General features: G+C 61.6%; 12 protein-coding genes and 1 tRNA gene. 7 read left to right on the top strand and 6 right to left on the bottom strand.

Annotated features, from left to right (window positions below; genetic code table 11):
* Positions 1 to 5 precede the first annotated feature (5 nt).
* Positions 6 to 1,094 (top strand): extracellular solute-binding protein, encoded by a 1,089-nt coding sequence (locus SMD31_RS12085; RefSeq protein WP_320501148.1) that lies wholly within the window; start codon positions 6 to 8, stop codon positions 1,092 to 1,094.
* Between the two features lie 15 nt (positions 1,095 to 1,109).
* Here SMD31_RS12085 and SMD31_RS12080 read toward each other — a convergent pair whose 3' ends face one another.
* Entirely contained in the window at positions 1,110 to 2,000 is an 891-nt protein-coding gene (locus tag SMD31_RS12080) for a PAS domain-containing protein (RefSeq protein WP_320501147.1), read from the bottom strand.
* 117 nt (positions 2,001 to 2,117) lie between these two features.
* On the opposite strand from SMD31_RS12080, the gene SMD31_RS12075 reads away from it, so the two are divergent.
* Positions 2,118 to 3,512, top strand: coding sequence for an amidase (locus SMD31_RS12075; RefSeq protein ID WP_320501146.1), 1,395 nt, complete (start codon positions 2,118 to 2,120; stop codon positions 3,510 to 3,512).
* Between the two features lie 104 nt (positions 3,513 to 3,616).
* Positions 3,617 to 3,979 (top strand): DUF983 domain-containing protein, encoded by a 363-nt coding sequence (locus SMD31_RS12070; RefSeq protein WP_320501145.1) that lies wholly within the window; start codon positions 3,617 to 3,619, stop codon positions 3,977 to 3,979.
* Between the two features lie 7 nt (positions 3,980 to 3,986).
* On the opposite strand, the gene SMD31_RS12065 is transcribed toward SMD31_RS12070, so the two are convergent.
* On the bottom strand, positions 3,987 to 5,207 hold the full coding sequence (locus SMD31_RS12065) for an EAL domain-containing response regulator (RefSeq protein WP_320501144.1): 1,221 nt from the start codon (positions 5,205 to 5,207) through the stop codon (positions 3,987 to 3,989).
* Positions 5,208 to 5,246: 39 nt separating this feature from the next.
* Positions 5,247 to 5,600, bottom strand: a complete 354-nt coding sequence (locus tag SMD31_RS12060) for a cupin domain-containing protein (protein WP_320501143.1) — start codon at positions 5,598 to 5,600, stop codon at positions 5,247 to 5,249.
* Positions 5,601 to 5,843: 243 nt separating this feature from the next.
* Here SMD31_RS12060 and SMD31_RS12055 point away from each other — a divergent pair, with 243 nt between their 5' ends.
* Positions 5,844 to 7,256: an MFS transporter gene (locus tag SMD31_RS12055; RefSeq protein WP_320501142.1), complete on the top strand. Its 1,413-nt coding sequence runs from the start codon at positions 5,844 to 5,846 to the stop codon at positions 7,254 to 7,256.
* Here the strand turns inward: SMD31_RS12055 and SMD31_RS12050 are convergent.
* From SMD31_RS12050 to SMD31_RS12040, 3 genes are all read right to left on the bottom strand, one after another.
* Positions 7,253 to 7,912, bottom strand: coding sequence for a glutathione S-transferase family protein (locus SMD31_RS12050; protein ID WP_320501141.1), 660 nt, complete (start codon positions 7,910 to 7,912; stop codon positions 7,253 to 7,255). The genes SMD31_RS12055 and SMD31_RS12050 overlap by 4 nt on opposite strands.
* Before the next feature lie 375 nt (positions 7,913 to 8,287).
* The gene (locus tag SMD31_RS12045; protein WP_320501140.1) at positions 8,288 to 8,821 is read right to left on the bottom strand and encodes a GNAT family N-acetyltransferase; all 534 of its coding nucleotides are present in this window, start codon (positions 8,819 to 8,821) and stop codon (positions 8,288 to 8,290) included.
* Positions 8,822 to 8,828: 7 nt separating this feature from the next.
* A complete protein-coding gene (locus SMD31_RS12040; protein ID WP_320501139.1) occupies positions 8,829 to 9,755 on the bottom strand; it encodes an N-formylglutamate amidohydrolase in 927 nt (308 codons plus the stop codon).
* Between the two features lie 260 nt (positions 9,756 to 10,015).
* Between SMD31_RS12040 and SMD31_RS12035 the strand changes: the two genes are divergently transcribed.
* The 3 genes from SMD31_RS12035 (at position 10,016) to SMD31_RS12025 (ending at position 14,460) form a co-directional block, all read left to right on the top strand.
* Positions 10,016 to 10,090: transfer RNA gene (locus tag SMD31_RS12035), tRNA-Val, on the top strand.
* An 807-nt stretch (positions 10,091 to 10,897) separates the two neighbouring features.
* Positions 10,898 to 12,472, top strand: coding sequence for a DNA cytosine methyltransferase (locus SMD31_RS12030; RefSeq protein ID WP_320501138.1), 1,575 nt, complete (start codon positions 10,898 to 10,900; stop codon positions 12,470 to 12,472).
* Entirely contained in the window at positions 12,469 to 14,460 is a 1,992-nt protein-coding gene (locus SMD31_RS12025) for an ATP-binding protein (RefSeq protein ID WP_320501137.1), read from the top strand. The genes SMD31_RS12030 and SMD31_RS12025 overlap by 4 nt, the downstream gene beginning before the upstream one ends.
* The last annotated feature ends 2 nt before the right edge of the window (positions 14,461 to 14,462 follow it).

Raw genomic sequence — 14,462 nt, 5'->3', positions numbered from 1 at the left:
CCTGAATGCCGATCTCGCCCTTCCTCGCCGATACCTTTGCCCTCGCCCGCGCGGGAGGCTGGTCGCGACGGCAGATGCTGGCGGCCCTGACCGGTGGAACGGCAGCTCTGATGTTGCCCGCCAGATCCCAGGCCGCCGCCAAGGAGCTGGTGTTCGCCAGCTGGGGCGGCGACGAGATCAAGAGCCTCACCCGCGCCTATGGCAAAAGCTACGAAACGGCGACCGGCACCTCGGTCGTCTTCGACGGCACGGGTCCGACCGAAGGCGCCATCCGAACCTTGGTCGATTCCGGCGACGTGACCTGGGATCTCTGCGATGCCGATGGATTCACCGCCATGCGCCTTGGCGCCAGCGGGCATTTGAGCGCCATCGACTACAAGACGGTGGACGCCGCCAAGATCATGTCGCCCTTCGCCTTTACCCATGGCGCTGGCGGCTATACCTATTCCTACGTCCTCGCCTTCGATACCGAGCGCTTTGCCGCCCGCCCGCCGATGAGTTGGAAGGACTTCTTCGACACCAAGAATTATCCCGGCGGCCGTGCCGTCTATCGCTGGATGAATGGTGCGCTCGAAGCGGCGATGATGGCGCAAGGTGGCGACAAGCCATACCCGATCGACCTCACCGTGGCCCTCAACCGCCTCTCGCGCCTCAAGCCCAATCTGCAGACCTGGGAGACGGGCGAACAGGTGCAGCAGATGTTCACCGACAAGACTATCTCGATGGCGTGCCTGTGGCACACCCGCGCCGTGGCGCTCGCCAAGGAAACGGAAGGCAAGATCGCCTTCACCTGGGCCGGGGGCATTCTCTATCCCGGCGTCTGGGTGGTGCCCAAGGGCAATCCCGGCGGCATCGATGCCTTCAAGCTGATTGCGCACATGCAGGATGCCGGGCGGCAGATCGAATTCACCAATCTGCAGCGCGTGGGCCCCGCCAATCCGGAAGCGACGGCCGCCATGCCCAAGGCCCTGCGCGATTACGACCCGACCCAGCCCGACAACCTCAGCCAACAGGTGATTGTCGACAGCAAGTGGTGGGCAGACAATTTCGACAAGGCGCGCACCGAATTCGCCGACATGCTGCAGCGGAGCTGATTCCGGTCGGGGCGCTCAGAACCGCTTCATCATCCAGACGACGATCGCGATCACCCCCGCCAAAAAGGCGCAGATGCCCAAGGCAGCGGCGATCTGCCCTTCGCGCATTTTCGGCCCGGCTGGCTTGGCCCAGCCTTGATAGCCCGGCATGCGCTTTTGCATGATGCCCAGCGCTTCCCGGATGCCCGCCAGCGATGTCTGTGGCGCCACCGACAGGGTGGCATGGACGATTCCAGCCTGCGCCGCATTGATGCCGTGCTGGCTGGCGATCGATGTCAGGTCCTGGGCAATGGCGGCACCGCCCTTGGCCGGATCATGCAGCAGGTTGTAATAGCCGCGGGCCGGGCTAGAGAGGATGCCTTCGTGGGCGCTGTTCGTCAGCGTCTCGCCGACGCTGCGCTCGAAGGCTTCGATCGCAGCATGCCCCATGCCGTCGAGGCGCCGCGTATCGCTCAGGCCACCGACCTCGATCGTGGTGAGGTCGAGTGAGGCTTGCGCTTGCGATGCGGCCATTTCGACCAGGCGCAGGAACTGGTCTTCATCCACCATGACCACCGGCAGGTCGAGATCGTCGAGGCCTTCCGCGCCGCCGGTATCGCGGCTGAACATCAGCCAGTTATCGTCGGCCGAGCGCCCCGCTTGCGCTTCCATGGCGTAGGATCGGATGCCACCGACCGAGGATTGCAGCGACACCAGCGCGGCACGCTTCCCGCTTGGCCGGTTGATCTGCCCCATGAAGCGGCGAAAATGCGGTCGCTCGTCATGGGTCAGGAAGGAAAAGACCGACTTGCCGATGACGCTTTGCAGGCTGTGGCCCAGATGTTCGCTGCAGGCGCCGCGTCCTTCCAGGATGCGGCCATCCTTATCCACCAGGAAGGATAGTTCCCATGTCCCCTGCAGACTCATCAAGGCTCCCGGAAAATCGATCAGCGGGCCAGGACCAGAGCGGCGTTGGCATTGATCGGCGCAGCGTAACCATGCAGGAATAGCGGTTGATAGTTGGTTAACCGGGCGGGGAAACAAATGGTCGATGATATCGCCTATCTCAGTGCAGTCGAACTGGTAACACTTTACCGGGCCGGCAAATTGTCGCCCGTCGAAGCGACCGAGGCAGCGCTCCAGGCCATCGACCGCCACAACCCGCGCTTCAATGCCTTTTGCCTGGTCGATCGCGACGGTGCGCTTGCGCAGGCGCGCCGGTCGGAGGAACGCTGGCAGCGCAATGCGCCTTGCGGCCTCATCGACGGCGTCCCCGTCTCGATCAAGGATCTCGTCCTCACCAAAGGCATGCCGACCTTGCGCGGCTCGCGCCTGGTTGACCCCGCGCAGGCCTGGGACGATGACGCGCCAAGCGCTGCACGGCTCAAGGAACATGGCGCTGTCATCCTGGGGAAGACGACCACGCCGGAGTTCGGCTGGAAGGGTGTGACCGATTCACCGCTCACCGGCATCACCCGCAACCCCTGGGATGCCGGCAAGACCCCGGGTGGTTCCAGCGGCGGCGCTGCGGTCGCGGCGGCTGCCGGCATGGGCGCCCTTCATATCGGCACCGATGGCGGCGGCTCGATCCGCATTCCGGCAAGCTTCAGCGGCATCGTCGGCTTCAAGGCGACCTTCGGCCGGGTCCCCGCCTTCCCGCTCTCGCCCTTCGGGAGCCTCGCCAATGTCGGGCCGATGACCCGGACGGTGGCTGATGCCGCCCTCATGTTCTCGGTCATCTCGCGCCCGGATCCGCGCGATTGCTACACCCTGCCGGTCGAGCCGGCCGATTATCATGAAACGCTCAACGGCAATATCGCCGGCTGGCGCATCGCCTATGCGCCGACCCTTGCCGGCGCCAAGGTCGATCCCGAAATTGCCGCCAGCGTGGCGACTGCCGCCAAGGTGTTCGAAACCCTGGGCGCCAAGGTCGAGTTGGTCGAGCACGTACTCGACTCCAGTCTCGCCACCTTCCAGACGCATTGGTTCGGTGGTGCTGCTTTCCTGGTGAATCAGTTCCCGGCGGAAAAGCAGAAGCTGCTCGACCCGGGCCTCGCCGGCGTTGTCGAAATGGGCCGGCGCATTTCGTTGATGGATCATCTGGCCGCCGTCAAGGCGCGCGAGGCGATGGGCACGGCCATGAACCGCTTTCACCAGCGCTATGATCTGCTGCTGACACCGACCATGCCCATTCCGGCCTTTGCCGCCGGCCATGATTTCCCGCCGGAAGGCGGCGACAAGCAATGGTCGGATTGGACGCCCTTCACCTATCCTTTCAACCTCACGCGCCAGCCGGCGATATCCGTGCCCTGCGGCCTCACTGCGGCCGGATTGCCGATCGGCCTGCAGATCGTGGGGCCGCTCTATGGCGACCGTGCGGTGTTGAATGCGGCCCGCGCCTTCGAGCAGGGCCGCCCCTTCCACCACCCAACCCTCTGACGGGACGACGGTTTCGCCATGGCCCGGCTGGTGACAATCGGACGCATGGCGATGTGTCGCGCGACCGCTATGGTCAGCACCCTCTGTTGATTGAAGGACCCACAATGGCGCCCGTTGAAACATCGCGTTGGACCACCGCCTTCCTTCGCGGCTGCCGGCGCAAATGCCCGCGCTGCGGCCAGGGGTCGATGTTTCGCGGCTATCTGACCATCGCCGAGACGTGCGCCGTCTGTCATCTGCCATTCGAACCCTTACGCGCCGATGACGCGCCGGCTTACTTCACCATCTTCATCGTCGGCCATATCGTGGTGAGCGGCCTATTGTTGCTGGAAAGCTACGCCCATCCGCCCACTTGGGTGCAACTGGCAATCTGGCTGCCGGCCACCGTCGTCATGTCGGTGGCACTGCTCCCTTATCTCAAGGGTGCCGTGATGGCCGTGATCTACTGCTCCCACGCCAAGGGATAGCGCGTCGCTACTGCGCGTCGCGGTGCCAGCCTTGGACCCAGCCTTCGACCTCTTCGCCGGGCATGGGGCGGGCCACGTGATAGCCCTGCATTTCATCGCAGCCGAGATCGCTGAGGAGCTGCCAGTCCTTGGGCCCCTCGACTCCTTCGGCCACCGTCTTGAAGCCCAATTGCCTGGCTAGCTTCAGCGAGTATTCCAGCACGCCGTAGAATTGCGGCTGGTCGAAGACGCCGGTCACCAGCGCCTGGTCGATCTTCACTTCGGTGAACGGCGTGCGCGCCAGCTGCTCAGGCGTTCCCATGCCGGTGCCGAAATCATCGATCGACAGACCAAACCCCTTGATGCGGAGCCGCGCCAGCGCTTCCAGTGACGTGGCGGCCTCGGTGATGGCGACCGTTTCCGTCACCTCGAGCAGGATCCGCTCATGCGGCACGTCATGCTGCCGGGCCAAAAGGGCAATCCGCTCGGGCAGATCCGGCTCGCTCAGCGCATTCTCGGTGAGGTTGACCGAGACGGCGATGTCGATGCCGCTGTCGCGCCAGATGCGCGCCCAGGCGATCGATTTTTCCAGCACCACATCGGTGATGCCGTCGATGAGGCCGGTCCGATCGGCGAGCGGAATGAAGGCCCCTGGCGACACCAGCCCGCGATCGGGATGGCGCCAGCGGATGAGCGCCTCGACCGCCGTCACCACGCCGTCTGCGCGGCGCACGCGCGGCTGGAAATGCGGCACGAACTGCTTGTCGGCAATCGCATGGCGCAGGTCTTCGACCGTGACGTGGACCGAGCGTGACTTCAACAAAGGTGCTGCCGCGCGCCGCGCCACCAGCCGTACGATCAGCGGGCGCAGACTCTCCGGGCTGATCGGGCGCTTGACGTGACCGGCAAATTCGATCCCGAATCCGCGCGCCATCGTCTCGACCGTGCGAATGATCGCATCGTCGAGGGCCGAGGCAATGACCACATGCCCGACCAGGCGCCGCTCCGCCGCGCGCCGCACGAATTCGACGCCGTCGATGGCCCCGCTCTCGCTTGCGGCTTTGACATCGGTGATGACCAGATCGACCGGTCGTTCCTGCGCATCCAGCAGGGTCAGCGCCTGGAGCGGTGTCTCCGCTTCCAGAACTTCGGCGGCACCACTGTCGCGCACCATCTTCACCGCCATGCGGCGGGTGACGTTCTGCTCATCGATCACGAGCACGCGTAAGCCGGCCGTCACCTCCGGCATGGCAACCTCACCACCGCTCGTTCGGGCGGGGTGTCGGGATCACGCCTTCAGCTCCAGGATGACATACCATTTCTTCACCGCCTCGACGGTTTCCCAGGTACCGCTGAAACCCTTTGGGATGATGAAGGCATCGCCCGTCTTGAAAGTCTCGGCGACACCATCGGCGCCGGTCAGGATCGCCTTGCCGGCCAGGATGGCGCAGAATTCCTCCTCGCCGTAATTGACCTGCCACTTGCCGACCGAGGATTCCCAGATGCCGGCAAAGAACTGGCCGGTCTTGTCGGTATAGTAGTTCTGCAGTTTCGTGCTGGGATTGCCGCTGACAATATTCCCCGGCACGCCGGTCTCGATGGCTGGCGGATTGGCTCCGAACCGGATCAACTTGACGCTCATCTCATTCCCCCGAAATGCGCCCATCGGGCGCCCAAAACGTCGGAGATTCTTAGCATCATCGGCGGGTTGGCGCCACCGGCGGCACCTCACAAGGTTGTGGCGCTCTGGCCCCCGGTCCTGGCTCGGCCAATCGCTCACCGCGCCCGCTTTGCGAACATGGCTGCCCAGCGCCCATCCCGCTTTGACGATGATGCCTGCCCCTTCTACGATCCGCGCCCATCAATGCCGCCGCAGGATCGCCCGATGACATCACCAGATTCCACCGCACCAGCCACCTGGCGCAGCTTGTTCAGCCATGGCCTCGGCCTCTACGTCATCATGCTCAATCTCGGTATCGGATTGCATGCGGTGGACGTCTTCGTCGTGTCGACCGTCATGCCGGATGTGGTGCGCGACCTGGGCGGTGCGCATTTCTATGCCTGGTCGACCATGCTCTACATGGTGGCCTCGATCATCGGCGCCGCGGCGACGGCGCCCTTGCGCCTGCGTTTCGGTGGTCGCCGCGCCTATTGCGCCGGCGCCATCCTCTTTCTGATCGGTTCAGTGAGTTGCGCCACGGCGCCGAATATGGAGCTCTTCATCATCGCGCGTTTCGTGCAAGGCTTCGGCGGCGGCATCGTGCTGTCGCGCTCGATGGCGATGGTGGGCGAGCTTTTTCCCGAACATCTCAAGAAGCCGATCCTGGCGCTCATCTCATCTACCTGGGGCGTTGCGGCTTTGATCGGCCCGGCACTGGGCGGCAGTTTCGCCGCCTTCCATTTCTGGCGTGGTGCCTTCTGGTTCAACCTGCCCTTCGTGCTGCTCTTCCTCGGCGTTGCGCTCACACGCCTCCCTGCCGACAAGACGCAGAAAGGTGAGATCCCGCAATTCCCCTTCGGCCGCCTGGCATTGCTTGTAGCCGGTGTCATGAGCATCGGTATCGCCAGCGAAGGCGCCAATCTGGCCGAGCGCGTCGGCCTCATCGTGCTGGCCCTCGTCCTCGTCTTCGTGACCTTCACGCTCGACCGGCGCGGCCTCAACCGCATTTTCCCGAGCCAGCCCTTGTCCTGGCGCACCACAACCGGCACCGGCTATTGGGTGATGTTCCTGGCGTCGATGACGCATACCGTCATCGGCGTCTTCCTGCCGCTGGCTCTGCAGGAATTGCACGGCCAGACCCCGATCGCCGCCGGTTACATGATGGCGATCCTCGCCATTGGCTGGACGGCGGCCTCCGTCTTCACCGCGAAATGGCAGGGCGCCAAGGCCTTCACCGCCATGGTCTGTGGTCTCGCCTTCTGCGTCATCGGCCTCGTCTCGCTGGCGCTGGGCGTCGTGGTCCTGCCGCCCCTGGCGATCGCCGCCTTCAACGGCCTGGTCGGCATCGGCCTCGGCTCGTCCAATCTCCATGTCGTCGCGGCCACCATGCGCCACGCCGCCAAGGGCGAGGAATCGATCACCGCCTCCTCTATCCCCACCATGCGCTCGCTCGGCATCGCCTTCGGTGCGGCAGCGGCCGGTGCCATCGCCAATGCCGCCGGCCTCACCGATGCGCTCGCACCGGCCGATGTCGCCCATGCCGTGACCTGGGTTTTGTCGGTGGGTGCCCTGGCGCCGATGCTGGGCCTGGTCTTCGTATGGCGCTTCATCGCTTTGGTGAAGCGCCAGGCCATCTAGCCGAGCTTGGGCTTGCAGCGCGCCCAGGCGGCACGGCGCGACAGGCTGATCCACCAGCGCGACAGCCTGGTCGAGGCATTGAGTGCCGTCTTCCCCTCGGGCGTTGCCATCAAATAGCCCGCGATCGGCATCAGCATGATGTCAGCCAGGCTGAGATCATGTCCGATCAGGAATTCCGAGCGTTCGCCGTCATGGGAAAGCAGCGACAGCTGTTCGACGGCATAGAGCGAATCCTGCATCGCCGGAATGATGCGGGTGACGAGGTGGAGATCCGGCGCCCCGCCCAGGAACGGCACGAACAGGCGCTGCGCGATCACGACGCCGACGGCCGAGGGGGCGAGATGGGCCCGGATCACCGCCATGATCTGGGTCATCAGCGCCCGGTCGCGGGGGTTTTCCGGCTGCAGGATCGGCCCCGGAAAGCCTTCGTCGACATAGCGCAGGATCGCCTCGAGATCGAACAGCATCAGCCCGGCATGGGCGAGGGTCGGCTGGCGCTCGCTCAGATAGGTGAGGAGCTCGGCGAGTCGAAAACCGCCTGCCTTCAGCAGATCCGGCTCCTGGACGGCATAAATGAGACCTTTTTCTTCGCATGCCAGGCGCGCGGCAGCCACATGGGTGCCGTTGAGGGGCCCGGAAAGAAGGATTTCGGTCATGACATGGACGTTACCGGGCGCTGGACCGGCCCGCAATGCCGCTTGGTTAACCGGTGAAAAAGATCGCTGAAAGCCGTCTTTTGTCAGAGGATTAGCGGTCCCCGTTAATACTCTATCAACTGAATAGTGTTGCATGGCAGCAACACAAATTTGCTAGTTTTTTCAGCATGATGACGCTTAATTAACCACTGCCCAAAGACTTGACATTGCACTGCAAAATCGCCATCTTTGCCTCGTGACGACGCATTTCTCCCCTGACAGGCGTCGTCACAAGGCGCCCCTCATGGGCGTTTCCTCCCAGAACTTGGGCCGTGCCGTCAGGCACGGCCTTTTTTTCTGCCGATGAAGAAACGGCCCCCGAGCCGGCCAAAATCCTTAATTTGTCGGAGTAGAGGCGACGCCGTCGCCCAGTGCCCGCTGCATCAGCACGGTATCGACCCAGCGGCCGAACTTGCGGCCGATCCCCTTGAAGGTGCCGGTCATCTCGAACCCCAGCGCCCGATGGACGCCGATCGAGGCCGCATTGGCCGAATCGCCGATGACGGCGATCATCTGCCGCTTGCCGCAGGCGGTCGCATCGGCGATGAGACGCGCGAGCAGCGCCCGCCCCAAGCCTTGGCCTTGGAACGCCGGATCCAGATAGATCGAATCCTCGACCGTGAAGCGATAGGCGCTGCGCGGCCGGTAGGGGCTGGCATAGGCATAGCCGGCGATCTCGCCGCCCGGCCCCTCGGCCACCACATAGGGCAGCCCCATCTCGGCAATGGACCGCCAGCGGCGCGTCAGTTCATCGATATCCGGCGGCGTCTCCTCGAAGCTGGCGAGGCCCGTCAGAACGTGGTGCGCATAGATGCGCTGGATGACGCCAAGATCGCCCGCAACGGTGGGCCGCAATGAAAATGCCGTCACCGCGCCCTCATCCTTTCAGCAAGTCGGCGGTCTTCTCGGCCAACATGCTGATAAGCCCGGTCATATTCGCCTGCATCGCGGCAAAGCCGGCGCTACGCTCCAGCGAGCGTTCATTCACATAGAGCGCGCGGTTGATTTCGACCTGCAGCACATGCACGCCGGTTGCCGGTCGGCCGTAATGCTGCGTCACATACCCGCCGGAATAGGGCGAATTGCGCCGCATGTTGGCGCCGCCCGCACGCAAAAAGGCATCGACCGCCGCGGTCACTGCTGGCGCGCAGGAAGCGCCGAAGCAATCGCCCAACACGAAGTCGACCCGGCCCTGGCCACCCGGGCCCCGCTCGCCGGGACCGCCGACCGATGGCATCGAATGGCAATCGAGAATGAGACAGGCGCCGAACTTGGCGATCGCCTCGTTGCTGAGCGCGTTGAGGGCGGCGTGATACGGCCGGTAATAGACGGCAAGGCGCGCCTCTGCCTCGGCGAAGGAGAGCTTGCGGCGATAGATCTCGCGGTCATTGGCGCCAAGCCGTGGCACCACGCCAAGGCCTGCGGCGACCCGGGGCGAGGCGGTATTGGCGCCCGCCGGCAACCGGTCGCTGAACATGCTGGGGTCAAGCTCCAGCGGCTCTCGGTTGACGTCGCAAAAACTGCGCGGGAACAGCGCCGCCAGCAGCGGCACGCCAACGCTGGGTGCAGCACTCACCAATTCGTCGACATAGCAATCCTCTGAGAGACGCAATTCCTGTTGCGTCAAACCGGTGCTGGCCAGGAAGTCCGGTGGGTAATGCTGGCCCGAATGTGGCGAGGCGACAATCAGCGGGGCCCGCCACGTCTCGGGGCGGACCAGATTGAGGATGGCGTGACCGGGCGCGACGGAATCATGCCCCGTCTCTGTCCCGGTCGGCTCGCGATGGAAATCACCGTTGGGCATCCACTGATGGTTTAGAGAAATTTACCGCCGCTGTCACGGGGCGGGAGCGTTGAAAGCGGCGATTTTTGCGCCGTTTTCCCGTGCCTATCCCCTTTGCTAGCCAGTGGAAATCCGCACGCAATTGGATCGCCGCAGCGGCAAGGCTTGCATTCCCCTGGCGAGGATGCTATTTCGCCACCCGCCGACCGAACGGGCCTTCCCTTGTTGCCCGCTCACGCCACCACCCCCGAGTTCCAGGCGGGCTGGTCGCAGGTCACGGCGGGCGGTTAGCTCAGCGGGAGAGCACTACCTTGACATGGTAGGGGTCACAGGTTCAATCCCTGTACCGCCCACCATTCCTTCCAATTAAAATCAGCACTTCCTCGCAATTGTGCCGCGGGCGATTGAGAGCGATCCGGCAAGATAAGGCAGAACACGGCATGAACCGGCAGCTGAAGCCGTGCAGAAGCCGTGCACTTGTTGCCCGGTCGTTCCACACAACAGATCCGCTTATATAGCCGCTCGTCATAATCTATCGGTACGTCCGCCATGAGGCATTTCTCGGCTTGCCGGCACATCTCTTGCGCGAAGAAGAGTCTTCGACGGAGGTGTGGGCTCTCGATCGAAATCTTATGGTGAATGTTTCCGGAGCTTATTCGACGAGGGGTGTTTCCGCCTCGCGCGCGGGATGCGTCCCGGATCCGGGTGCGCGAAGAATGCCTCGCTCTGACTCACGACGTCGCGGCTGGGGTCCGTGGCCGTGCCAAGTCTTTCGACCGGCGTCATTTGCACCTGCTCTTACAGCTGGCCGAACGAAGGCGTGCATGCCAGCTTCCGGCGGAACAAAACTGCCTTATGAGCGCGTCTCGCTCCACCCTAATATTCCATCTGCATACTGCTACATAAGCGTCGCCCCAACTGACTTTGAGATGACGGCAACTCTGGAGACGCGCTCTATTGCAAACCTAGCCACCGTCTACAGGAAGTGATGGAGCTTAGCGTTCACAAACTGCTAATATTAGCTGTGGCTTCAGCAGGTAACTTGCGAACAAACTGGCAGCTAGCCAATTGCGAGTTTTCTAGATTTGCCCAAGAGTGACGGTTAGCAGCCGAATCGACGCATTTTCGGCCCTAACCTGGTGATGCAAGCAATACGGACGGACATGGATACAATTAAAAAGAAACTTAAGAGGCTGAGAGCCGGTAATCCTCCCCGTTTCATGGACTTGTTCGCGGGTTGTGGCGGTATCACTCTTGGTTTTGTCACGGCCGGATTTGAACTGGTAGCTTCGGTTGATTCCGATCCCTGGGCAGCCGAATCACACGGCGCCAATTTCGCCCACATTTCCTATGGCTCGCGTCAACAAGGCCATTTCAAGGCCCGCGACATAATGATCGAAACGCCAAGTTCGATTTTCCGCGACCTGGGAATTGATGGCGCAGCCGACGACCAGGTTGACGTTCTAGTAGGCGGGCCGCCATGCCAGGCATTCGCCAGGGTCGGGCGGGCGAAGCTGAGGCACGAAGCGCACCGTCGCGATGAGGACGATGCCGATGTGGCCTTTCTTGTCGACGGGCGGGTGAACCTGTGGAGAAGATATCTCCACTACGTCCGAAAAACCAAGCCCCTCGCCCTGCTCATGGAGAATGTCCCCGACATCCTGAATCATGGAGGGAAAAATGTCGCGGATACTGTTTCGGAGCACCTCCGGAAAGAAGGATACAGAGTTCGTTACACATTGCTGAATGCGTCATGGTTCGGAGTGCCACAGATCCGCGAACGCATGTTTCTCGTTGGCGTTCATCGGGATCTCGACGAAGACGTACTTTTTCCGGCGCCTACCCATCACACGCCATTGCCACCTGGTTACGAAGGCACCCGGGCGACTGCGCGAAAGCTGATCTCTGAAGCGATCGGCCTTCCCTTTGCCTCAGAGCAAAGTCACCGATGGATAGATGATCCAAGCGAAGGAAGTGCTCTACCTGCGACTACGGCTGAACAGGCCCTCGCAGACCTTCCACCAATCCACGCACTTGAGTTGCTGGAGGCAGGAAAGCTTTCTCGCGGCCGAAAGGATCCTTCCGAGCCGGTGACTTACTTGTCGGTGAAGCCGACGACAAAATGGTCTCGCCTCATGCGTGAATGGCCTGGGTTTGGAGCAAGTGGCCATACGACTGGCCATGTCATCCGATATTTGCCGAGGGACTACAAGATCTTCAGGATGATGGAGGAAGGCTGGGAATACCCGCAGATATGGCGTTTCGTCGAAGCCAAGCGCGAGCAGCTGATGAACGGCCGCTGGCGCGCGGGGGTGAACGGATTTTCGAACAGTCAGGACGCCAAGGAGTTTGCGAGGCAATGGACCCTTCCCTACGATCCCGGGAAATTTCCGAACAAATGGTGGAAGCTTTATCGCGACAGGCCCGTGCGTACCTTAATGGCTCACCTTGGGAAAGACTCCTACAGTCATATTCACTTCGACAGTGAGCAAGCTCGCACAATCTCCGTGCGAGAGGCTGCGCGACTTCAATCCTTTCCGGACGGCTTTTCCCTCAAGGGTTCAATGAATCCGGCGCTGAAGCAGATAGGTAACGCGGTTCCTCCTCTTGTCGCATACGCAATTGCCATGGCTATGAGGACAATGCTGGGGTGCCGGCACCTTCCGGATATTCGCAGTGATGTCCTGGGAGTCGACAGGCGGCTGCTGCACACCACGACCGGGAAGGAAGACAAATGATCTTCCTTATATTACGCCGCCTCACGCATAGCGAACTTGGGATGTTCCATGAGTATCGGCGCCAGGGCAAGGAAGGCTCGAAGCAGCGCGCAGTAAATTTTGACTGGGATGTCGTAGACCGAGTTTTCCCGGCCGCGAAAGATTCAGAGCTGATTTACATGGACTTGCGGTATGACACGGACATCGGTGTCAGCGAGAAAAAGCATTGGCTGAAGCGACAGGATAAGAACTGGCGGCTTGAAGGAAATTGCCCAAAAGACAAGTGCTTTCACTTCGTAGAGCCCGGATGCTTGTTCGCAATGGAAATCAATTCCAGTAAGACTCCTGCATCGGGAGCCTGGGCGATTTTCCCGCCGGACGATCGGACGACCCGGGCAATCTTTGCGACCGGCGAGACAAGCAATCTAGCAAAATCGAAATCGGGGATGATCGCGCTTCACGGTGAAGAAGGTCAGAAGGTCCGAAGGATTTTGTGTGAGAGTCGGCCGGATCTGTTCGGAACTTCGAGGAAGGGTAAGGGAAAGGTTATGCCTAACTCTCACAAAGACAATTCTTCAGGACGGAAGCAGCTGCCTCCAAATGCCCCACGGCTAATCGACATCTTGTCGTCGGTCGGGCATTCGATGCCAAGCGCCGTTGCCGACATTGTAGACAATGCTATTGGAGCCGAAGCCACCAATATCAAAATATTCTTCGGCCGTCCCGACACAGGGCACGGACGCTGGCTGACAATTGCCGATGACGGCAAGGGCATGGACCCAAGTACGCTCGACGAAGCGATGCGCATTGGGAGCGTTACTGATTACGATGATAATGCGCTGGGGAAATATGGTTACGGGTTGAAGGGAGCATCCTGGTCACAGGCGAAAGTTCTGACGGTAGTTACAAAGCAGGATGGTCAGCAGGCTCACCATCTGACGTGGGACAAAGATCGTCTTGGGGAATGGGATGTGCTTTCCGATCCACTCGAAGCGTGGGAACAGGAGGCTACCCGGCTCGGGAAACAAGGCACCGTTGTGCTATGGAAAAACATGCGCCCACCCCAGGCATCAAGAGGACTGCGCGGACTTGATCCGTACTCCTGGGAAATCATGGAACTCCAGCGACACCTAGCACTGGTCTTTCATCGATTTATCGAAGGTAAGGCCGCTGGCCGCAAGCGCGTGACTATCTCAATAAACGGGAAGCCCATTGCGGCCAACAATCCTGTCGGGCACCCGCTTACCGCTGCGTATGATAGGAAGACGATCAAGATTCCTACCGAGAACGGTGACGCGAAGGTTGAGGTGCAAGCTTTTCTTTTGCCGAGTGAGGATGAAATCGAGGCTCATCACAAAGCTGGTGGCCAGGAATCAATAAACGCGGCGCTCGACCAGATCGGACTTCACGGGAAACGCAACGAGAGCCAGGGGCTCTTCATATACCGAAATGATCGCCTCATCAAATGGGGAGGCTGGCATCAGATGTGGGCCACGAGCGACGAGAAGACGAAGCTCGCGCGAGTGGTTGTGAACTTCGGTCAAGCTCTCGATGACGCGATGGAAGTCAACATCAGTAAACAGTTTGTCCAGCTCCCCTTACAGTTACAGGAAGCAATCAAGAAGATTGCCACCGACGCACGTCGGGATAGCCAGAGTAAGTATCGGAAGGCGTCGCGCCCGACCGGTAAGCCGGGCGACGCTGGCCCCCGAGTCAGTCGTGCGGGTAAACCGAACCCGCCGCCCGGTAGCACGGGAACAGGTGTAGCTGCGCCCCCTACGCCAAAGATCGCGGTCCGCGAGGTGAAGACAACGAAATTTGTCTGGAAGGTGACCCGGGGGTTGGCCGGGGATGTTGCCGTACAGGTCAGTGAAGCAGATCCGGCGCTTTCAGCGCTAGTAAGGCAGATTGGAAAGGACGAAGCGACGCTTTCCCACCTGGCGGCCTTTCTCGACCGGTTGGATCAGATGGAGGTGCAGAAGCACCTTCTCAATAAGAAAGCCGACTGATG

Source organism: Dongia rigui (genome assembly GCF_034044635.1).
In the GTDB taxonomy this organism is placed as follows: domain Bacteria; phylum Pseudomonadota; class Alphaproteobacteria; order Dongiales; family Dongiaceae; genus Dongia; species Dongia rigui.
The sequence above is the reverse complement of the archived record's forward strand: the minus strand, read 5'-3'. Positions and strand labels throughout refer to the sequence as shown.